The sequence below is a fragment of the Microcystis sp. M144S2 genome (assembly GCF_020246065.1).
GTDB classification, from domain to species: domain Bacteria; phylum Cyanobacteriota; class Cyanobacteriia; order Cyanobacteriales; family Microcystaceae; genus Microcystis; species Microcystis ichthyoblabe_A.
On record NZ_JADBTR010000033.1, the window covers coordinates 52,040 to 73,283 of the forward strand.

General features: G+C 40.7%; 20 protein-coding genes and 1 riboswitch. Of the genes, 15 read left to right on the forward strand and 5 right to left on the reverse strand.

Annotated features, from left to right (window positions below):
- Positions 1-146: 146 nt before the first annotated feature.
- The 4 genes from IM462_RS04525 (at position 147) to IM462_RS04540 (ending at position 4,818) form a co-directional block, all read left to right on the forward strand.
- On the forward strand, positions 147-1,865 hold the full coding sequence (locus tag IM462_RS04525; protein ID WP_287701024.1) for an ABC1 kinase family protein: 1,719 nt from the start codon (positions 147-149) through the stop codon (positions 1,863-1,865).
- A 36-nt stretch (positions 1,866-1,901) separates the two neighbouring features.
- Entirely contained in the window at positions 1,902-2,279 is a 378-nt protein-coding gene (locus IM462_RS04530) for a hypothetical protein (RefSeq protein WP_002734118.1), read from the forward strand.
- 129 nt (positions 2,280-2,408) lie between these two features.
- On the forward strand, positions 2,409-3,746 hold the full coding sequence (locus IM462_RS04535; protein ID WP_287701026.1) for an anthranilate synthase component I: 1,338 nt from the start codon (positions 2,409-2,411) through the stop codon (positions 3,744-3,746).
- Positions 3,747-3,852: 106 nt separating this feature from the next.
- Entirely contained in the window at positions 3,853-4,818 is a 966-nt protein-coding gene (locus IM462_RS04540) for a permease (protein ID WP_287701028.1), read from the forward strand.
- Positions 4,819-5,010: 192 nt separating this feature from the next.
- On the opposite strand, the gene IM462_RS04545 is transcribed toward IM462_RS04540, so the two are convergent.
- The 4 genes from IM462_RS04545 to IM462_RS04560 all read right to left on the reverse strand — a co-directional run bounded on the left by IM462_RS04545 (position 5,011) and on the right by IM462_RS04560 (position 9,917).
- Positions 5,011-5,265: a type II toxin-antitoxin system RelE family toxin gene (locus IM462_RS04545; RefSeq protein WP_002760924.1), complete on the reverse strand. Its 255-nt coding sequence runs from the start codon at positions 5,263-5,265 to the stop codon at positions 5,011-5,013.
- A complete protein-coding gene (locus IM462_RS04550) occupies positions 5,262-5,471 on the reverse strand; it encodes a DUF2281 domain-containing protein (protein WP_287701030.1) in 210 nt (69 codons plus the stop codon). The genes IM462_RS04545 and IM462_RS04550 overlap by 4 nt, the downstream gene beginning before the upstream one ends.
- A gap of 296 nt (positions 5,472-5,767) precedes the next feature.
- The gene (fxsT, locus tag IM462_RS04555) at positions 5,768-8,527 is read right to left on the reverse strand and encodes an FxSxx-COOH system tetratricopeptide repeat protein (protein WP_287714890.1); all 2,760 of its coding nucleotides are present in this window, start codon (positions 8,525-8,527) and stop codon (positions 5,768-5,770) included.
- Positions 8,496-9,917, reverse strand: coding sequence for a hypothetical protein (locus tag IM462_RS04560; RefSeq protein WP_287701034.1), 1,422 nt, complete (start codon positions 9,915-9,917; stop codon positions 8,496-8,498). Before IM462_RS04560 ends, fxsT begins: the two co-directional genes overlap by 32 nt.
- A 318-nt stretch (positions 9,918-10,235) precedes the next feature.
- Positions 10,236-10,370: riboswitch (guanidine-I (ykkC/yxkD leader) on the forward strand.
- A gap of 68 nt (positions 10,371-10,438) precedes the next feature.
- On the opposite strand from IM462_RS04560, the gene IM462_RS04565 reads away from it, so the two are divergent.
- From IM462_RS04565 to IM462_RS04615, 11 genes are all read left to right on the forward strand, one after another.
- On the forward strand, positions 10,439-11,617 hold the full coding sequence (locus tag IM462_RS04565; protein ID WP_002791436.1) for an agmatinase family protein: 1,179 nt from the start codon (positions 10,439-10,441) through the stop codon (positions 11,615-11,617).
- Between the two features lie 51 nt (positions 11,618-11,668).
- The gene (locus IM462_RS04570) at positions 11,669-12,025 is read left to right on the forward strand and encodes a hypothetical protein (protein WP_002791437.1); all 357 of its coding nucleotides are present in this window, start codon (positions 11,669-11,671) and stop codon (positions 12,023-12,025) included.
- A 15-nt stretch (positions 12,026-12,040) separates the two neighbouring features.
- Positions 12,041-12,397, forward strand: coding sequence for a hydrogenase maturation nickel metallochaperone HypA (hypA, locus tag IM462_RS04575; protein ID WP_002731704.1), 357 nt, complete (start codon positions 12,041-12,043; stop codon positions 12,395-12,397).
- A gap of 58 nt (positions 12,398-12,455) precedes the next feature.
- Positions 12,456-13,145: a hydrogenase nickel incorporation protein HypB gene (hypB, locus tag IM462_RS04580; protein ID WP_287701036.1), complete on the forward strand. Its 690-nt coding sequence runs from the start codon at positions 12,456-12,458 to the stop codon at positions 13,143-13,145.
- Between the two features lie 63 nt (positions 13,146-13,208).
- A complete protein-coding gene (locus IM462_RS04585; protein WP_287701038.1) occupies positions 13,209-14,249 on the forward strand; it encodes an ABC transporter substrate-binding protein in 1,041 nt (346 codons plus the stop codon).
- Positions 14,250-14,335: 86 nt separating this feature from the next.
- The gene (locus tag IM462_RS04590; protein ID WP_287701040.1) at positions 14,336-15,151 is read left to right on the forward strand and encodes an ABC transporter permease; all 816 of its coding nucleotides are present in this window, start codon (positions 14,336-14,338) and stop codon (positions 15,149-15,151) included.
- 70 nt (positions 15,152-15,221) lie between these two features.
- Positions 15,222-15,980 carry an ABC transporter ATP-binding protein gene (locus IM462_RS04595; RefSeq protein ID WP_287701042.1) on the forward strand — a complete coding sequence of 253 codons (759 nt, stop codon included), beginning with the start codon at positions 15,222-15,224 and terminating at the stop codon, positions 15,978-15,980.
- A 504-nt stretch (positions 15,981-16,484) separates the two neighbouring features.
- Positions 16,485-17,447 carry an orange carotenoid-binding protein gene (locus tag IM462_RS04600; RefSeq protein ID WP_002777584.1) on the forward strand — a complete coding sequence of 321 codons (963 nt, stop codon included), beginning with the start codon at positions 16,485-16,487 and terminating at the stop codon, positions 17,445-17,447.
- Between the two features lie 229 nt (positions 17,448-17,676).
- Complete coding sequence (frp, locus tag IM462_RS04605) at positions 17,677-18,003, forward strand: fluorescence recovery protein (RefSeq protein WP_002746320.1); 327 nt, start codon at positions 17,677-17,679, stop codon at positions 18,001-18,003.
- A gap of 167 nt (positions 18,004-18,170) precedes the next feature.
- Positions 18,171-18,686, forward strand: coding sequence for an alpha/beta hydrolase (locus IM462_RS04610; protein WP_002784786.1), 516 nt, complete (start codon positions 18,171-18,173; stop codon positions 18,684-18,686).
- A 73-nt stretch (positions 18,687-18,759) separates the two neighbouring features.
- Positions 18,760-19,674, forward strand: a complete 915-nt coding sequence (locus IM462_RS04615) for a DNA adenine methylase (RefSeq protein ID WP_287701046.1) — start codon at positions 18,760-18,762, stop codon at positions 19,672-19,674.
- Between the two features lie 100 nt (positions 19,675-19,774).
- On the opposite strand, the gene IM462_RS04620 is transcribed toward IM462_RS04615, so the two are convergent.
- On the reverse strand, positions 19,775-20,671 hold the full coding sequence (locus IM462_RS04620) for a polyphosphate kinase 2 family protein (protein ID WP_149107115.1): 897 nt from the start codon (positions 20,669-20,671) through the stop codon (positions 19,775-19,777).
- Between the last annotated feature and the right edge of the window lie 573 nt (positions 20,672-21,244).

The window sequence follows — 21,244 nt, forward strand, 5'->3', positions numbered from 1 at the left end:
CCGAGAATTTCCCCGGCAGTCCAGCCATAAATACTTATGATTTCTCTGGGAATTATAACAATTATTAAATAATGTGTAGTTTTGTATACTGATGTCAAGAACTTAGCTACAATATCAAGTGGCGTAAGATATATAGAGATTAGCTTGTGAGTCGGCATCAAGACAGTCAAACTGACCGGAAACGAGAAGAAACACAGTTCACTCCTTACAGTGCAGAAGCGATCGCTCAACAATACCGTTACAAACCTTGGCAATTGTTTGGTCGCGCTTTCGTGATTACTTGGTCTTTAGGATTATTTCTCCTCAGTCTCCTCTGGGACAAATGGACAAAGCAAGAAGAAGCCAATAAATACCAGCGTGCCAGCGAACTTAGGCAAATTCTCACCCGTTTGGGTCCCACCTTCATCAAAGTCGGTCAAGCTCTCTCTACCCGTCCCGACCTAGTTCGCAAAGACTTTTTAGACGAATTAGTTAAACTGCAAGACCAACTTCCCCCCTTCGATAACGATATCGCTTTTGCCCTTATCGAGACAGAATTGGGGATGCCTGTAGAAAAAGCCTATCGGGAAATATCCCCCACCCCTGTGGCTGCCGCTAGTTTAGGCCAGGTTTACAAAGCGATACTCCCCACCGGCGAGGAAGTAGCCGTTAAAGTGCAACGGCCTGGGCTGCGGGAGCTTTTAAGCCTCGATTTATATCTAATGCGCTGGGCCGCCCAAAAATTTGGTAGTTTATTACCCCTCAATCTTGGCCACGACCTCACCCTGATTGTCGATGAATTCGGCACCAAACTGTTTGAGGAAATCGACTATCAAAACGAAGGTCGCAACGCTGAAAAATTCGCCACTAACTTCCAAAATAACCCTGAAGTTAAAGTTCCCAGTATCTACTGGCGTTATAGTGGTCGCCGCGTCCTCACCCTGGAATGGATTGATGGCTATAAACTCACCGATACCGAGAATATCAAAGCTTTAGGATTAGACCCCAATAATATCGTTAAAATCGGCGTCACCTCTGGATTACAGCAACTCCTCGAACACGGCTTTTTCCACGCTGATCCCCATCCGGGTAATCTTTTCGCCACTTTTGATGGTCGCATGGCCTATATCGATTTTGGCATGATGGACCAGTTAGAGGAGGAAACTAAAGAAACCCTCGCCAGTTGCGTCGTCGATTTAATTAACAAAGACTACGAAAACCTGGCCGCCAACTTTGTCAAACTGGGATTTTTAACCCCAGAAACGGATATAAAACCCATTATTCCGGCTCTAGAACGGGTTTTAGGCAATGCCATCGGTCAAAGGGTCGGTGACTTCAATTTCCGCACTATTACCGATGATTTCTCCGAATTGATGTACCAATATCCCTTCCGGATTCCCGCCAAATTCGCCCTGATTATTCGTTCCCTCGTCACCCAGGAAGGGGTGGCCCTCACCCTCGATCCTAACTTCAAAATCGTCCAAGTAGCCTATCCCTACGTTGCTAAACGTCTCCTGACCGGGGAATCGCCCCAACTGCGCCGGCGTTTACTAGATGTGCTGTTCAAAGACGGTAAATTCCAGTGGCAACGCCTAGAAAACATGATTACAATGGCTCGATCGGAAAGTAACTTCGATTTACTGCCCACCGCGCAATTAGGCATCACTTTTCTTCTCTCGGAAGAAGGTCGTTATCTGCGTCGTCAATTGCTATTAGCTTTAACGGAAGATGACCGTCTCCATACCGCAGAAGTACAACGTCTCTGGGGTTTAATTCAAGGAGAATTGCAACCGCGGCGACTCTTGGATGTGGCCATGAGCGCTTTTCGGGAATTATCCAGCCAAGGTGTGGCCGCTGTCCTTCCGCGAGAAACCAGTTCGCGTTAAAGTGTTTAAGGTCATCATCGGTTAATCACTTTTTCTATGGATTATTATTTTCTGCCCCAACCGCCCTATTTTCTAGTTTTTGCCGGTTTATTTATCGGTATTACCTGCGGGGCCGCTTTTGAAGCTAGTCTCAAGCAAGTGGTTAACAATTGGTATAAAAATAAGGGTTCAGACGATCAAAATCTTTTAAAATCCAGTTCCTTACAAATTCCTTTTATTGGTATTTGTGTAGGAATCTGTCTTTTCCTGGCCTCGGGATTAGATATATTTATTCTCAATGGTTGGGTTGCCTACGCTATCTCTCTCCCCATGACTATCTTTATCGGTGGTTTGGTTTGGAGTCAGTTAGGGGAATTATTAGGTCAATTACAGCGCGGCGGTTCTAAAGAAATTGACCTCGATTATCGGGGATAATTAGGAGGCAGCAAACATTTAGGACTAAGATAATAGGTGTTAGCAGATAGGAAAGATCAACTCCCCCACAACTAACACCAAAACCCTAGTTATACCCAATTTTCCAGCTATTTTGGCCCGCGATTTTAGATGCAAAAACCTTTAGCATGGCATTGGCGATCGCTTCCTCTGCATCAGCGCACTGGTTCCGAGGTTTTTGCCTGCTTATTCGCCCAAGATGCGATCGCTACTTTACTAGAAAGTCCCTATCCGGGTAATTCCCTCTCTCGTTACTCTCTTTGCGCTGGTTCCCCGCGTCAGCTTTGGACCCCCGCACTGGGCGAAATTTTGCCCTTTTTAAGCAGTTTACTCCCCCAAACTCGCTCGGATGTGCTTCCCGATCATCTTCCCTTCCATGGCGGTTGGTTGGGGTGGTTAGGCTACGATTTAGCTTGGGAAATAGAAAAATTACCCGACAGGAAAGCTGATACTCTCCCTTTTCCCGTCGCTTATTGGTATGAACCGGATAGTTTTGCCATTCTCGATCACCAAGCACAAATTCTCTGGTTAGCTGCCACTAAACCCGAAGATTTAGATAAATACGAACAATCTTTAACCACTAACCCCGATTTTGAGTTCATCGATCCTCATCCCTCTCCCTTAATCTTTTATACTTCTCAACTCGACTACGAAAAAGCTGTTAAAAAAGCGTTAGACTATATCAGAAAAGGCGATATTTTTCAAGCAAATTTATCCCTAAGATTTCAAAGCACAACTCAGGCAAAAGGATGGCAAATTTATCGCAGTTTACAACAGATAAACCCTTCTCCTTTTGCCAGTTATTGGCGCACTCCTTGGGGAGAAATGATTAGTTGTTCTCCCGAAAGATTGGTAAAATTAGAAAGAGGAATAGCCAGCACTAGACCAATCGCTGGAACTCGTCCCCGGGGTAAAACCGAGGCACTCGATCAACAATTAGCCGAGGAACTATTAACTAATAAAAAAGAACGGGCCGAGCATATTATGCTAGTGGATCTAGAACGTAATGATCTGGGTAGAGTTTGTGAATGGGGATCGGTTGATGTTGATGAATTACTGACGATCGAGCGTTATAGTCATGTTATGCACTTGGTCAGTAATGTTCAAGGAAAATTAGATAAAAAGTATCATGCTATTGATTTAATTAAAGCTCTTTTCCCGGGGGGAACAATTACCGGTTGTCCGAAAGTTCGTTGTCTAGAAATTATCGAAGAATTGGAACCGATGCGACGCAATTTATTCTATGGTTCCTGTGGCTATATTGACCTACGGGGTCATTTAGATTTGAATATTCTCATCCGTACTCTATTAATGACTGCTCAAGGGAATTTAAACACCGTTTGGGGACAAGTGGGAGCGGGAATAGTTGCCGATAGCGATCCCGAAAAAGAATGGTTAGAATCCCTTCATAAAGCTGAGGCACAATTAATCGCTTTACGTTCTTTTTAATTGTTGATTTCAACAAACTAACCTATTGTTGCATCTAAAACCGATCTTTTTACTTTTTACCTTATCTGCTATTTTGTAGGATAGCTTCCGATCTTGAACCCTATTCATGAATCAAATTTCTATCGCCGTTACTTTTTTTCTTAGTTTAGTCTTGACCTCGCTTCCCTTTTTACTTTTGGGGACAGCCGTTTCCAGTTTTTTGCTAGTTTTCGTCAATAAACAGCGATTAGCGGCGATATTTCCCCGTAATCGAGTCTTAGGAGCGATCATCGGCAGTGCCATCGGATTAATCCTACCCGTCGGACAATACGGCACGATTCCCGTCGCTAGAAGATTCTTATTAGAGGGAGTACCCCCAGGGGTGGTGTTTAGCTTTCTCACCGCTGCACCTACCCTAAATATCGTCACTCTTTGGCTAACTTGGCAGACTTTCACCTATTCTAGTATTTTCTTCTATCGATCGCTTTCGGTCTGGTTAATGGCAATTTTTATCGGCACTCTCTTTAGTTTCTATCGGGAAAAACCCCGCACCGATAGCGAAATTCCCCTAGAATCGAGTTTAGTTCTTTCCGGTAGTTTTTTACCGGAGGAAGCAGCCAGTCAACCCCTACAAAGAGTCGGCAGTCTTGTTTATGAGTATAAAACTAGAGATAGGCAAGCTTGGCCAATTTCTCTGCAGCTATTTCTCGATAACTTTATCGATGAAGCACTGGAATTAGGGGGATTATTAATTATTGGCTGTGCGATCTCTAGTGTCTTTCAGTTATTATTACCTCAGAGTCAATTAATTGCTTGGGGGAATACTCCCGTTACTCAAATTCTCGTGCAGTTGTTCTTTGGTTTCACCCTCGCTGTTAATGCCAGTCTTAGCACTTTTGTCCCCGGTTCTTTAATTACTAATCTGTCCGTCGGTTCCACTCTAGCTTTTTTACTGGTCGCTTCCCTCATTGATATTAAAGCTTTTATCCTCCTCCTATCAGCTTTCCGTGCTAAAATCGTCCTTTATTTCGGAATTTTATGCCTGTTAATGAGTTTTTTAGTGGCTCTGATCCTCAGTTTTTATCTAGGTTGAATTCCTTCCGGGTCAGAAAAATTTTTTCTTGACAAAAGCCCCTTGACATGATATTATATTCATAATGGAAAATCCGTGCGCCTACAAGCCCTATTTTCCCAAGCATTTAAACTCTAACTCATCTTAATTCTGCTTGCCGGAGTTGCGACAACATAGTTTTATAGTTCTCACTCCACCCACCTACTGAGAGGTTCAATAAGCATCTTTTCGATGAATACTACTCAATATGATAATAAGCATTTCTTGATCTTGAATTTTGTAAATGATGCGATAATCCCCTATTCTAATTCGGTAGGTGTCATCATATCCTTTGAGTTTCTTGACTCCGCTAGGACGAGGTGTATCGGTAAGTAGTCTAATGGCAGTAATTAAGCGTTCGCGTTGTTGTTTGGGTAAGTTGTTTAGTTGTTTTTGAACTGGTTTCGGAATAATAACTCTGTAGTTCACGCTTGAGTTGTCTCATATTCTTCGAGGGTTAGATAGTCTCCTGCTTGATAAGCTGATTCAGAAGCGATTATGTTAGCTTGCTCTTCTTCTGTAATTTCTATTTCAGTATGTCTTTCTTTGATAAAGAGCAAAAAGTCAAGTAATTCAGTCAAAAGGGTGTCAGGTGTCTGCTCGATTTCTTTAATTAGTTGTTCTTTGAGTGTCATAGCTTTATCAGTAATCAGTAATCAGTAATCAGTTATCAGTTATCAGTTATCAGTTATCAGTGATTAATTCCATCATAGTCCATCATTCAATCATTCCAATCATAGTCGATGATTAGGTGGTGGGTTACTGGACTAGGTAATAGGTGTAGGGGTAATTCATGAATTACCCCTACAATCGGCTAGGTTTTTCTGGATGTTGTCAAATTTTCTCTTGACAAAAGCCCCTTGACATGATACTATATTCATAATGGAAAATCCGTGCGCCTGCAAACCCTATTTTCCCAAGCATTTAAACTCTATCTTGATTCTGCTTGCCGGAGTTGCGACAACATAGTTTTATAGTTCTCCATAATTGTTTGGCTATCGGGATGATTGTCTCCTAATACTTGGGTAGCAATCTTAATCGCTTCTCGATAGAGAGGTTCCGCTTCTGTGTACCTGCCTTGGCAATCGTACAATGCTGCTAAATTGTTGAGAGATTGTGCCACATTGGGATGATTGTCTCCTAAGAGTCTTTTTCTCAAATCTAATGCTTCTAGATAGAGAGGTTCCGCTTCTGTGTACCTGCCTTGGGAACGGTACAATCCTGCTAAATTGTTGAGGGATTGTGCCACATTGGGATGATTGTCTCCTAATCTTTCCCTGAAAATATTAATCGCTTCTAGATAGAGAGGTTCTGCTTCTGTGTACCTGCCTTGGGAATTGTACAATCCTGCTACATTGTTGAGGGAAGTTGCCACATCGGGATGGTTTGCTCCTAATAGCTGTTCTGTCAGAGAAAGGGAGCGCTTATACAGGGGTTCTGCTTCTGCGTACCTGCCTTGGCATCGGTATAATAGTGCTAAATTGTTGAGGGAAACTGCCACATCAGGATGGTTTTCTCCTAATCGCTGTTCCCGCATAGAAAGGGAGCGCTTATACAATGGTTCCGCTTCCGCGTATCTGCCTTGGTATCGGTATAATTCTGCTAAATTATTGAGACTGGTAGCAAAATGGGGATGGTTTTCTCCTAATAGCTGTTCCCACAGAGAAAGGGAGCTCTTATACAATGGTTCCGCTTCTGCGTATCTGCCTTGGCATTGATATAATGCTGCTAAATTATTGAGACTGGTAGCAACATCGGGATGGTTTTCTCCTAATAGCTGTTCTGTCAGAGAAAGGGAGCTCTTATACAATGGTTCCGCTTCTGCGTATCTGCCTTGAGAATAGTACAATGCTGCTAAATTGTTGAGGGAATCTGCCACATCGAGATGATTTTCTCCTAAGCGAGTTCGAGTTGCGGTTAAACAAGCTTGACAGTAAGGTTCAGCAATAGCATACAATCCTTGTCCATTATAATAACGAGCTAAACCCATATAGGACTCGGCTAAATCCTCATCAGCGATATATTCTGGATATTCCCTGACAGCTTGTTGAATATGGGGAATTAAGGGAGTCAGATTTTGAATAATATCTAGAGTGGGAGTTTCGGGGACTGTTCTCGATGTATCTGTCATCACCGTACAATAACGACTTTTTGCGGTATTGGCTATCTCGGAACCTTCTAATTTTTCCCGTAGATAAAGACGGATGAGAGGGTGCAGTTGATACCATTCATTGCCTAAAGATTTCAGCAAATTAAGCTTAACCAAGCTATCGGTTAACCATTTTTCTATCTCGTCTTTAGCTTCATCAGAAAATAAACTGATGATTAAGTGCTTGGGAAAAGGTGCCGAAGCAAATAAACTGAGACAAAGAGCTAATTTTTGTTCTTCTGTTTCTAACAGTTGCCAACTGAGATCCAGAATTGTTTTAATACTGCGGACTTCCTCCTTATCAGAGTTGAGATATTTTAAGCCTTTTTTGGGGAATTTTTCCTTGCTATTTGCTAAAGTTTCAGTGGTTTCTTGTCTCAGAAAACTGCCTAGTAATTGTAATCCTAGAGGCAAATATCCTAAACACTGACAAAGTTGCTTGGCTGCCTCTAACTCCGCGGTTAGACGTTCTTTTCCTAAGTAGGTTTGCAGTAAATCTAAAGCTTGCGCTGCTGTGAGAACATCTAAGTTTATCGTTGATAGCGATACCCCTAAGTAACTAAAGCGAGTGGTAATTAAAACCCGAAAACGAGATTCTTTTCCCTGTGGTAGATAAGATGTAATTTGGTCGTAGTCACGCACATCATCAAAAATAATTAAAGCATTTCCCTCGGGCCAATTTTGCCAACAGTAACGCACTCGTTCACTTAAGGTTCCCTGATTGGGGATGTTTAAACCCAGGTATTCTCTGGCAAAAAATAAAATAGCTAAACCGGGGTCACTGTTAAGGACATTTATCCAACAAATACCCGCAGGATAATCCCCTTTATGTTGCCAAGCATACTGTAAAGCTAATTCAGTTTTTCCCGAACCTCCCATCCCACTTAAAACCACTGGGGAAGATTGCTGAAAAGCTTGATGAATCCGGGATAATTCCTGTTCTCTACCAACAAAGTTAACTGCTGTTCCTGGTAAATTATAGGGATCATGAACGGTATTTTTATCGGTAAATAGCTGATTATAGTTGGTAGCTTGGGTTGAATTTTCTGTTAAAAATAACCGCAGGAAAAACCAAGAATTTAAATCTGGCATATACAGAATAACTTTGTTAGTAAAATTATGATTCATCCACCAAATTTGTCGGAGATTAAAGCGAGCTAAATTTTCTCGATTGAAATTAATTAATTGCAAGGCATCTACTAGGGAAGCATCAGAAAAAGCGGTTTCAAAACCAGTAATTGATACTACTCCCGACTCCAATTCTGCCAATTGTGTTAACAAGAAGTTCAAGACAAAAGAAGGTTTTTCCCATATTGGTAAGACAATTTTATGAAAAATAATGCCTTGTTCTTGCAGTTTATTCTCTAATTCTCTAACTACTTGCTGACGGGAAAACTCATCATAAAATTCCACCCTAGCTAAACCTCTAGATGGTCTTTGTCCCCATAATAGCAAACGAGCTGCCGTATGGGAAATAGTACCCGGTTCTAACTCCGATTGATTAGTTTGATTAACTTGATGTACCACCGGGGACACCTCCATCGGGACCAGTAGGAATATGACCTTGAGCATTTAAAATATCAACCACAAGGGGATGCACCATAAAGCATCTTTCCCCGTCTCCATCTACTTCTTGAATCGCTCGATCATTTAATAAAGCGTATAATACTTCATTGGGAATTTGTGCTTCCGGATTAGCATCATAAATTCGTTTTAACAATAATACCTTATCCCCATAACTAACAGAATCGATATCATAAGGATTTTGGCCTAAACGTCTTTCATATTCTGTTCTTAAACTGCGAATTGCCCTGCTAACATGACTAGACATGATCAGATTTTGTTGATTGACAATTGCCTCATCAGAAGCTTCTCTAACTAAATAAAATAAATCTCTGATATTGCCACCAGAGGCAATAATAACCCGCTCTATTTGTCCATCTTCAAATAAATTAGATTTAACTCTTGCTTCTAAAACTTTTCTCACTGCTTCCCGTCCTTTTTGGTTAGGAGTATGATCTTTTTGGCAAAAAACTGGAGTATCGGGAATCAGGAGATTATGGTCAAAAGTGAGGTTAATCCCGGGAGATGAATTATACAATCCAATCGGAATATTAAAAATAATGTGAATGTCTAAATCTTTGAAAATGTTAGAATAGTTTAAAAATAAATCCCTGACCGCTTCTTGTGAAACACCAGCTTTATCGAAGTCTTCTCCAATAATTAGCCAGCTTCTCTGCATAGTTTCCTGTAAGTTCTGATCACACTCTTTCAGGAGTTGATTAGCAATATTGATTAAATCTCTGGAACGGGAAAGACGGTATTCAACAACTTTTTTCTCTCGCGAGGAAGCAAACCGGAATTCTCCCTTGAGAGAGGCAAAAAGTCCGAGAATTTTATTCCAGAAAGAATCTTCCTTTACTCCCGCTCCTGCTTCCGTTTTGATTTGACTTTCTCTGGTTTCCTTGCGGGTAAATTCTTCAGAACTAAACCAATCCCAAAGCTTTTGTAAATTTTCATCACTGGGTTGTCGAGAAATTTTAGCGGTTTTCTCAACAATTTCCACCACCATAAAGAGAAACACATCAAGGGGACTGAAATTAATCGCATCGAGTTCACTTAAAACACTAAATCGCAGGGGTTCAAAATGCTGTTTAATCTCATGATCATTAATTAAACGAGTTAATTCTGTCGATTTGCCTACCCCCGTGTGTCCCATTAAACAGGCTTTGTAATATTGTTGCGTATCTATGATCCGTTTTAACCCTAATTTTAGACGCTGAATTTTATCTTCCCCTCTCACCTTATTCATTTCTTCTCGATAAAAAGCATCTATTTCCTTCTGAGTTAATAGGGGTTCAGGAGATATAGTTAAATGGATTTCATCAAGAGTAGTCGCAGGTTCAAAGCGAGTCAGAGAGGGGTGTTGCATAGAGACAGGAAAAATCATTCTCTGGAGATACTTTTTATTATATAAGTAGCTGGTTATAATTAAATTAAAAATGGATTTTAGGTTCGATCCCCCCTAGCCCCCCTTGATAAGGGGGGAAGCCGAAGGCGGGGGGATCCCCCTTGATAAGGAGGGTGCCGATCCCCCCTTAGTCCCCCCTTTAATCCCCGCTTAATAAGGGGGGCATCTGAAAGTTTTTAATACCCACCTAATTATTCAGCAAACCATATTTAAGCGGGAAAAATCCCCTTTTGTGTAGTCTGTGATACTGTTTTTGGGATTGAGATCGTCTAACGTCAAGAAAATTGCTTCTAGAGTTCCGATTTAAACTTCTTTAAATGTCAGGTCCGAGAGGAGCAAGCTAGTCTTAAATGATCGGATCAAACATTTTTTCCGTCTAAGCTGGCTACACGGCGGGATAAAAGCCCGGGAGACTTTAAGGATAACTGTTTTGAGGCAGTGTCTTTGAAGACTCCCGGGTTATTGTATTTTGAGGTGAAATGATGTCCGAGGAATCTACTTTTCAACCCCCGCATTTAACCGAAGCTGAACAGGCCCTAGAAAAAGAACGCCATTTGCCCCTAACCGGTTGGCAACAGGAAGTTTCCCAGGGGTTAACCTACGGTTTAGAGGCGGCCGATAGTATTCGCGATCGCAGTATTCCCACCTTTTCCAGGGGTGAGTTACCCCACTATGCGGGAATTAACACCTTTATGAAGGCCCCCTATTTGGAAGATGTGCGGAATGTGGGCAATTATGACGTGGCAATCGTCGGTGTTCCCCATGATTCGGGGACAACTTACCGACCCGGAACTCGTTTTGGACCCCAGGGAATTCGGCGGATTTCGGCCCTTTATACGCCCTACAATTTTGAATTAGGAGTAGATCTGCGCGAACAAATTACTCTCTGTGATCTGGGAGATATTTTCACCATTCCTGCTAATAATGAAAAGTCCTTCGATCAAATCTCGAAGGGGGTTGCCCATGTCTTTAGTTCCGGTGCCTTGCCGATTATTTTAGGGGGTGATCATTCCATTGGTTTTCCGACAGTGCGGGGTATTTGTCGGCATTTAGGGGATAAAAAAGTCGGTATTATTCACTTTGATCGCCATGTGGATACCCAGGAAACGGATTTAGATGAACGGATGCACACTTGCCCCTGGTTTCATGCCACCAATATGAAAAATGCTCCTGCTAAAAATCTCGTCCAATTAGGGATTGGTGGTTGGCAAGTTCCCCGTCAAGGTGTTAAAGTTTGCCGCGAGCGGGCCACTAATATTTTGACCGTCACCGACATTGTGGAACGAGGCATTGATGCCGCCGCCGAATTTGCCTTAGAACGAGCTTTAGATGGCACGGATTGCGTTTGGATTAGTTTCGATATTGATTGCATTGATGCCGGTTTTGTCCCCGGTACAGGTTGGCCGGAACCTGGCGGTTTATTACCCCGTGAAGCCTTAGCTTTATTGGGTAAAATTATCCAAAAAGCTCCCATTTGTGGTATGGAAGTGGTGGAAGTTTCCCCTCCCTACGATATTAGTGATATGACCTCTTTGATGGCTACCCGTGTTATTTGTGATGCCATGGCCCATCTGGTTATTTCAGGTCAATTACCCCGTAAAGAAAAGCCCTATTATATTCATTCTGATGCCAATATGGAGGTTGATGAACCTTGGATTTAAGGACAAAAGCAGCAATAATTAGAGAGGTAACACATTCGCGAAGAAACACCGATGGCCAAAGGATTTGGAATTCCTATTAACAAAAGGTTAGGTTACGTTTTAACTCTAGTATCTGATCCTAAAATTTATGCTGCTGCTGAAAATGCTTTGCCCTATCTTGATCAAGATGAATCAGATGAACCTTTTGCTGGTATTACTAATGACTTGTCAATGGCGCGTGTCTGGAAAAGTCGCAAACAAGCAGAAAAAAGTGTTCAGAATTATCTTGGATTTTTAATGGATTGGATGACTAATGAAAATTTAGACAGATTAACTATTTTAATTTGTTCTTTAAACGCTAACAACAAAGGAGAGTTAACGACCGAAATTGCCCAAAAAATGCAGCTAGAGAGAGTAGAAAAGGAGTAGCCACTTCAGCATATTATGCACGAAACTGATATGACCAAGGCGTTAATTATGACAGTTCGAGATTGGTATGATAGCCAACCTGAAAAGCTCAAAATTGAAAAAATTCATCTCATGGTTGGTGAATTTACCTGTGTCGAACCGGTCAGTTTACAATTTGCCTTTGAAGTTCAAACTGCTAATACTTTTCTTGCTGGTGTGGAATTAGCAATTAAAAATATTCCCCTAATTGCTTATTGTCATTGCTGCCAAAAGGATTATAAACCCCAAATTGGCCAGCAATATTCCTGCCCAACTTGTCGATCGCCGATGGAGGATATTCGTTCAGGTCGAGAGTTAAAAATTGACCACATTGAATATTCTTTAGATTCTTAAACAATGTTGAGCGATCAATTATAAAAGTTCGATGATCAATTATTCATTCTCAACTAAAATGCACCAAACTTTTGACGCAGCCCTAGAAATTAATCTACTTCATGCCAATCAAGCAGGAGCCGATCACAACCGGGAACATTTTGACGAGTGGGGCATTACCTGTTTAAACTTGATGAGTAGTCCTGGTGCCGGTAAAACTGTGTTATTGGAAAAAACCCTCGCAGCCTTAAAAGATCAATTAAAAATGGCTGTTATTGAAGGCGATATGACTACAGAACTAGATGCAGAGCGCCTGAGACAATATGGAGTTCCCGTGATTGCCATTAATACGGGTCGCTCCTGTCACTTAGATTCCAAAATGGTAGCCGGGGGAATTCATCGTTTCAAAGAAGATTATAACCCCAAAGAGTTTGATTTATTGTTGGTGGAAAATGTGGGAAATTTAGTTTGTCCCGCCGAATTTGAGGTAGGGGAACACGCTAAAGTTGCTCTATTAAGTATTACGGAAGGAGAAGATAAACCCCTCAAATATCCAATTATGTTTCAAGAAGCGGATTGTCTGATTATTACCAAATTAGATCTGGCTCCTTATTTAGAGATTGATTTACAACGTTTAGAAGCAAATGTTCGTTCTATGAATCCCGATGTAAAGATTATCGCTCTTTCTGCTCAAACAGGAGAAGGTTTAGAAGAGTGGTTAAATTGGCTAAAAAGCCAAGTCAATAGGCCGAGGTTCTTGAATTGTTAATCAGTAACAGTTTTTGAGATTTATTTCTGTTTTACTAGCTGTCATCTCTAAAGGCTATTACCTATGAAACGGCGCAATTTTTTCTCCTTACTTCTCGTTTTTTTTAGTAGCTTACTCCTGACCGTTAGTTGCAATCAAGCTCCTCAGCAAACCCCCAATGCAAGTAGTTCTCTGAGTAATACTGCCCCGATTGTCATTGGTTATAGTAACTGGGCCGGTTGGTGGCCATGGGCGATCGCTGAAGAGGAGGGATTATTTGCTAAAAATGGCGCTAATGTTCAAATGAAATGGTTTGATGGTTATCTTGAATCCTTACAAGCTTTGGCCGCCGGACAATTAGATGGAAATAGTCAAACTCTCAACGATACAATCGCTTTTGCAGGAGATGCAGTGAATGGTCAAGTTGCTGTTTTAGTCAATGATAATTCGTCAGGAAATGATAAAATTATTGTCACAGAAGAGATTAAAACGATTCAAGATTTAAAAGGCAAAAAAGTTGCTGTCGAAGAAGGCGTTGTCGGTGACTTTCTCCTCAGTTTAGCCCTAGAAAAAGAAGGAATGAGCCGTAAAGATGTGCAAATTGTCCCCATGGAAACAGGGGCTGCTGCTGCCGCTTTTGCATCGGGAAAAGTAGATGCAGTTGGTGCTTTTCCACCTTTTTGGTCAACAGCCCTTAAACGAAAAGGTTCTAAAGAATTAATTAGTTCTAAAGCTTTTCCCGGTGCTATTCCTGATTTGTTAGTTGTCAGTGCCAAATTAATCAAAGAAAAACCAGAACAGGTTCAGGCTCTCGTAAAAACCTGGTTTGATGTTCGAGAGTTTATGGCTAAAAATCCCCAAAAAGCCGATGAGATTATGGCCAAGCGTGCGGGCATTAGCACAGAAGAATTGGCCTTATATAAAGAGGGAACGAAGTTTTTCACCTTAGAAGAAAACTTAGAAGCCTTTAGTCCGGGGAAAACCATGAAAAATATGCCCTTTGCCGCTCAAAAAATGGCTGATTTTATGATGGAAGTTGGCTTTATTAAAAAAGTCCCCGATCTAACAACCATTCTAGATGCCCAATTTGTCAAGGCGTTGGCAAATCAAGACAGAAAATCCTAATTAGTCCCTCGATCATTGACTTCAAGAATTGTTTGATAACTGGGTGATATTGGCTATCAAAATTATTCTTTTCTTTGGTAAATCCCATGACCACAACACCTAAAACGCTTCCTCAAAGCACTTTTTGGCGGATTACCGAGGATATTCCCGAATCCCTAAAATGGACTTTAATGGTTTCCTCTATTATTGTCCCACTGATTTTATGGTTACTAATCTCTAGTTTTGCGGGCATTGAATCCGTATTTTTGCCCTCTCCTTTAGCCGTTATTCAGGCCTTAGGAAAATTGGCAGAACAGGGCTTTTTAATTCAAGATACTATTACCAGTTTTTTACGAGTAGTTGGTGGCTTTTTTTTGGGAGGATTGTTTGCTATTCCCCTGGGGATTTTAATGGGAACTTTTCCGAGTATTCGTAGTTTAATGGAACCGATCATTGGCGTTGTACGTTATATGCCCGCTCCTGCTTTTATTCCCCTATTGGTTATTTATTTGGGTATTGGAGAAACGTCAAAAATTATGCTGATTTTTATCGGGACAATTTTCTTTAATACCCTGATGATTATGGATGCGGTCAAGTTCATTCCCCGTGAATTGATCGAAGTAACTTATACCCTTGGAGGAACTCGAAAACAGGTTTTATTTAAAGTGATTACTCCCTATATTATTCCTAATGTTATCGATACTTTTCGTGTTAATATGGCGGCCGCCTGGAATTTGGTAGTAGTGGCGGAATTGGTGGCGGCCGATAATGGCTTAGGCAAACGCATTTTATTGGCCCAGAAATTTCTGAGAACCGATGAAATTTTTGCCTGTTTAATTGTCCTGGGAATTATTGGCTTTGCCCTAGATTTAAGTTTTCGTTTGCTTTTGCATTGGACTTGTAAATGGTCAATTACTCGTTGATTTAAAAACTCAAGCACAGAGTTTATTCTGTCACCAGTAAAGTTATTTTAATGATAAGAGAAGAACCTTAATGCACTTAGAAATTACTCAACTCAATAAAATTTTCACCACTAAACGAGGTGCTGTGGTCGCTCTGAAAGATATTAATTTACACGTTGAAAGTGCTGAATTTGTCTGTGCGGTCGGGGCCTCTGGTTCGGGAAAATCGACTTTGTTGCGAATGATTGCGGGTTTAGAGCTGCCCACTTCCGGCAAAATTACCGTTGATGGTGTTGAAGTGACAGGGCCAGGAGCCGATCGCGGCATGGTTTTTCAAAATTATACACTCTATCCCTGGATGACGATCCAAAAAAATGTTGAATTTGGCTTAAAACTACAGGGATTATCGACAAAAGAATGCTGGGAAGTGGCCTGTTATTATCTGGATATTGTCGGTTTAATCCAATTCGCTAATGCTTACCCCAGAGAACTATCGGGTGGGATGAAACAACGGGTGGCGATCGCCCGTTCTCTTGCTTGTCATCCCAAAGTTTTATTAATGGACGAACCCTTTGCAGCTTTAGATGTACAAACCAAAGAAAGAATGCACGAATATTTAATTGAAATTTGGCAAAAAATCAGGTGTAGTATTTTAATGATTACCCATGATGTGGATGAAGCGGTTTTTTTGGCTCAACGTATTTATGTTTTGAGTGCTAGGCCGGGGACTATACAACGGGAATTAACAATTAATTTACCCCTAGATCGTAATTATAAAATTAAACGACAAGCTCAGTTTTATGACTATACGGATCAAATTTACGGCCTGCTACGGGGTGAGAAATACTAGAAAAAACTAGGGAGCATCAAGAGTAGTCCCGGGTTGAAAACGAGTTAGAGCAGCAAAAATCATCCTTTAGAGATACTTTCGGTTATCTAGCATCGCCAAACAGCGATCGATCGCTGCTGCCGCCAACCCTAAATAGGGTTTGCTGAATAAATCTAAAAAGCTTGTTGGATAAGGTTTTTAGGCTTTTTTGACCTCAAAAAGTGCCTAGCATTGGAGTGATCGGGGGTAAAATTCCTGGACTTTTTCCCTGAAAATTAGGTATTGACCCCCTAAAAAACCCTACACCCCACACCCCACACCCTGCCCCACGAAAAACTTTTTGCCGCCAACCCTAAATAAGTGATGGAACAGTTGTTCAACCATTAAGATTTTGTGATAATCCCGGGTAAGTGTGATCTAAAGTACAGCTTTTTTTGGGAAAGTTTCTCTAGTGGTGCTGCCTTGGGGCGCAAATATGATAGAATGGGGGTAAATTGATACAAAACTTTACTTCAAGGTGAATCTATGCCGTTTACGATCGAATCAGCGCGGAGCATTTTCCCCAACACGCTATCAGCGGATGTGGTTCCTGCCACGATTGCGCGTTTCAATCAGCTGAATACCGAAGATCAACTAGCCTTGATTTGGTTTGCCTACCTAGAAATGGGCAAAACCATCACCGTTGCCGCCCCCGGCGCTGCTAGTATGGTGTTTGCCGAAAAAACCATGAATGAAATTCGGCAGATGTCACCCTTGCAACAATCGCAGGTGATGTGCGACTTAGCCAACCATGCTGACACCCCGATTTGTCGTACCTACGGCACTTGGTCTGCTAATATCAAGCTGGGATTCTGGTATCAATTAGGACAATGGATGGAAGATGGCAGTGTTGCCCCAATTCCCAAGGGTTATGAACTATCTGCTAATGCCAGCGCCGTTTTAGACGGGATTAAAAAATTAGAGTCGGGACAACAAATCACCGTTCTGCGGAATTGTGTGGTGGATATGGGCTACGATCCCAAGAAACTGGGCGATTATAACCGTATTTCCGAACCCGTGGTTCCTCCCCAAAATATTGCCGAACGGACTAAAGTTAGCATTGAAGGCGTTACCAATGCCACCGTCCTCAACTATATGGACAACCTCAACGCGAATGACTTTGATGTATTAATTGAATTATTCACCCCTGACGGCGCTCTGCAACCACCTTTCCAACGTCCCGTCGTCGGTAAAGAGGCAGTATATCGCTTTTTCCGGGAAGAATGCCAAAATTTGAAATTAATCCCCGAACGCGGTGTAGTAGAACCCGCCGATGACGGTTTTACTCAGATTAAAGTGACGGGAAAAGTACAAACTCCTTGGTTTGGTGCAGGTGTGGGTATGAATATGGCATGGCGCTTCCTCCTAACTCCTGATAATAAAATTTTCTTCGTAGCGATCGATTTATTAGCTTCTCCGAAAGAATTATTAAACTTTGCCCGTGGCTAAATAGCTACTGAGAGAAATCATTAAAAATTCTGATGAAACTTATTAGAGTTCCTTGTCAAGTGAACTCTTTTTTTTATACAATTAAAAGGCTGACTTAAAAAAATTGGTAAATACACCGGTTTCTTCTCCGATCTAGGTAAGAATAACTAAACAATTATTCTTACAGATGTGGGCGAAAAGATTCGAGGTAGTTCAAAAATCCAAAATTATCATCCCTAAAACTAAAATCATGCCTATGAGTGAAATAATTTGGTCAGATACCGAACAAGAAATTGCTCAAACTGCTTTCCAAAAAGCCTATCAGCGAGAAACTAGCACTTTAATAGAACATATTAAAGAACAGTCTGGTCAGATCACGGTTTTAGATGATATCTGGCAAATGCACGATTATCTAAGCGCCCGACGACATCAGATTGATGGTAAATATGACTATCGCTATACTTCCCTAATTTTTGTCTTTGCTCAACTGTTAAAGGAAGGATGGTTAAAGCTAGAGGATCTCAACGGTTTAGAAAAAGATAAACTAGCAAAAATCGCTGCCCTGTCGCGAATGTAAATTAATGATTAGCATTAAGCTATCAGCTTTCTGCTCCTAGTTGGGTGACTAAAAAATTCATCTCTAGATAATCCACACCGTCTTAAGTTTTTCCTAAGCGGCAACCAATTCCGCTAGAATGAGTCAATCATCCCGATCGCTTTTCGCTTGTTTTGCACCTTTGGTTTATGTTCAAAAATCTTTTACTTCCCCTAGGAATATCTATCTTTCTCGGTGTTTGTCAGTCTTTGTCAGCCGCCGAATCAGCTATCATCAAATACCACATCTTCCAAGGGTCCGTATCGGTATCAGAATTAAAGCAATTGAGCGAAACAGGCGAATTAGCTCCCGCTTTGGCGGCACAATTAAAGATGGCTAACCAAAAACCCGAAGAATTCCGCAAAATCCTTAATCGTCGGGTAGCGGTGGATGCCGTCTTTCTTTCCAAATTTCTTAATAGTTTTTTTGGCGAAAGTTTGCTAGATTATGCCGCCGAAATTGTCCACACCCCCAATCGAGCCGCTAGTCGGCAAGCTTTACGCGGTTCCTTAGTCACTTCTGCCCTCAACGATAACGAGATTCAAGTCATCGAAGTCCTTGCCAATTATCCCACCAGCGAGGTTCATGTGGATGGCAATCGTCTGCTGGATTTAATCAACCAAATTGAATCAGTATTGAAAAAAATGCCCCGTTTACCTTTCTGATACCAAATCCGCCTTTCAGGTTTTCTTGAATTGCGCTGTAAATTGAATAAATTAGGATAATCTAGCAATAATAATGACCACTTCTTTGTCTCAAAGGAAAACAGTTAGCGGCAAACCTTTTTTAAAGTGGGCGGGAGGCAAAACTCAACTGGTTCCCAATATTCTATCTTTGATTAATTCCCAGATTTCTCAAGATTGTCAGTTTAACTACATTGAACCTTTTGTCGGAGGTGGGGCGGTTTTATTCTCAGTTTTAAATAATTTTTCTTCTGTCCAAAAAGTCATTGTTAATGACATCAATCCTGATTTAATCATGGCTTATAATGTTATTAAAAATAATGTCAAAGAATTAATAGTCAAACTTAAAAAAATCCAGCAGGATTTTTATGAACTTAAAAATCTAGAGGAACAACAAAAGTTTTTTTTAGATAAAAGAATAGAATTTAATTCTCGTGGCTGTGATGAAGATATAGAAAAAACAGTTTTGTTATTATTTCTCAATAAAACTTGTTTTAATGGACTTTATAGAGTCAATAGCAAAGGACTTTTTAATGTCCCTTTTGGAAAATATGTCAAACCATTGATCTGCAATGAAGAAAACTTATTAGCTGTCAATCATCATTTACAGAAAGTGACGATCCTACAAGGAGATTTTGTCCAAACTCTAAATTATGCCAATAACAAGACTTTATTTTATTTTGATCCTCCCTATAAACCGATTAAAAAAACATCAGCTTTTACCTCTTATACTAAAGAAGATTTTAACGATGAGGAGCAAATAAGATTAAAACAATTTATCGATCAAGTGGATCACGCCGGTTATAAATTTATTTTAAGTAATTCCGACGTTAAAAACTTTGACTCTGACAACAATTTTTTTGATGATTTATATAAAGATTATAATATTCAAAGGGTAAAAGCCCGACGAAATATTAATTCCCAGGGCAATAATAGGGGAGAAATCTGGGAATTACTGATCAATAATTGACAAAAATTAAGCCTAACAGAAAAGACGACATGAACAAAAATATTTCTTCAAGAGATCGATTTTCTGGCAATTATCGCTTTTTGGGGATTTTCTTCTATTTTTAATCCTGCTCATTTTCCAGGATTTCTTTGGCTTTCAGTAAAGCTTGGCGATGTTCTTCGGTGACGGTGGGATATCGTAAACCGAGGGATTCGAGGGTGTGATAAATAACCGCCCCCACAGCTAAACGGGTAAACCATTTGCGATCAGCCGGGATAATATACCAAGGGGCCCATTCGGTACTGGTATGATTGAATACCTCCTCGTAGGCTTTCATGTAATCACCCCAAAAAGCTCTTTCTTTGACATCATTTTCGGAAAACTTCCAGTTTTTTTCGGGGCGATCAATTCTTTCTAAAAAGCGTTTTTTCTGTTCCCCTTTAGAAACATTGAGAAAGAATTTCAGGACAATAACCCCATTGTTAACCAGATATTTTTCAAAATTATTAATCTCCTCAAAACGTCGCTGCCAAACTTTCTTGGTTCTATCTTCCGGGGGGAGTTTTTGCCGTTCCAATAAATTTTGATGGACGCGCACGACTAATAATTCTTCGTAGTAGGAACGATTAAAAATACCGATACGACCCCGCTCCGGTAAAGCTTTATAATATCGCCAGAGATAATCGTGATCTAGTTCTTCGGCCGAGGGAACTTTAAAGCTAAATACCTGACAGCCTTGGGGATTTAAACCCGACATAACGTGTCTGATCGTACCATCTTTACCCGCCGCATCCATGGCTTGTAGATTAATTAACAGGGCATAGGTATCCTGGGCATAGAGTTTATCTTGAAACTCGGCCATTTTTTCGATCCCCTGTTGCAGCAGCAGTGTGGCATCTTCTTTGGTAATGTAGTCTGGCTTAAACCCAGGATCGTAGTCTTTGTGCAGAGAAATTTCTTTACCCGGTGGCACGATTAAGGATTGTAAAAATGCTTGGCGATCAATTTTGCTGACCATGCTCTTCTCCTTGATTGTTTTGACCCTTAAGATTACATTGTAGCACTTTTGCTCGGAAAATATCTAACCCTTGAACCAGCAAGCCAGGGATGAACTGGCAAAAGTATATTTAAATAGCTGTCAGTCCCTAAGCAAAATTAATTACACATCTAAGCTGTCAACCGTCTATCAGTTATCAGTTATCAGTTATCGGTAGGAAAATAGAATATTAAGTGAGCAGTATTACAGCAGTTATCTTAATGGTGAGGTGCGAAGTTTTCGTTTTGGGGAGTAGGTGGTCGATGTCAAAGTAGGTTACACTTTATCTTGATGAGAAACGCTGTAGATGTATTTTTACTGTAAAAAAAGGTTAATTGCATCAATAGAACTCTTGCAAATTAATTATATGTTATAATGATGGGTTAACTAATTTTACCCAAAAAATTAGTTAATCAGTACATTCGTCCTGAATGAAAACTTGAAGTTTAACTTTTAACTCAAAACTCTTTAGAGCTGCTTTAATTTGGTTATCAAAACCTCTTTATTTAAGCGGCACAAACTATCTCAATTTTTATAATTGAGAATAAATTCTCC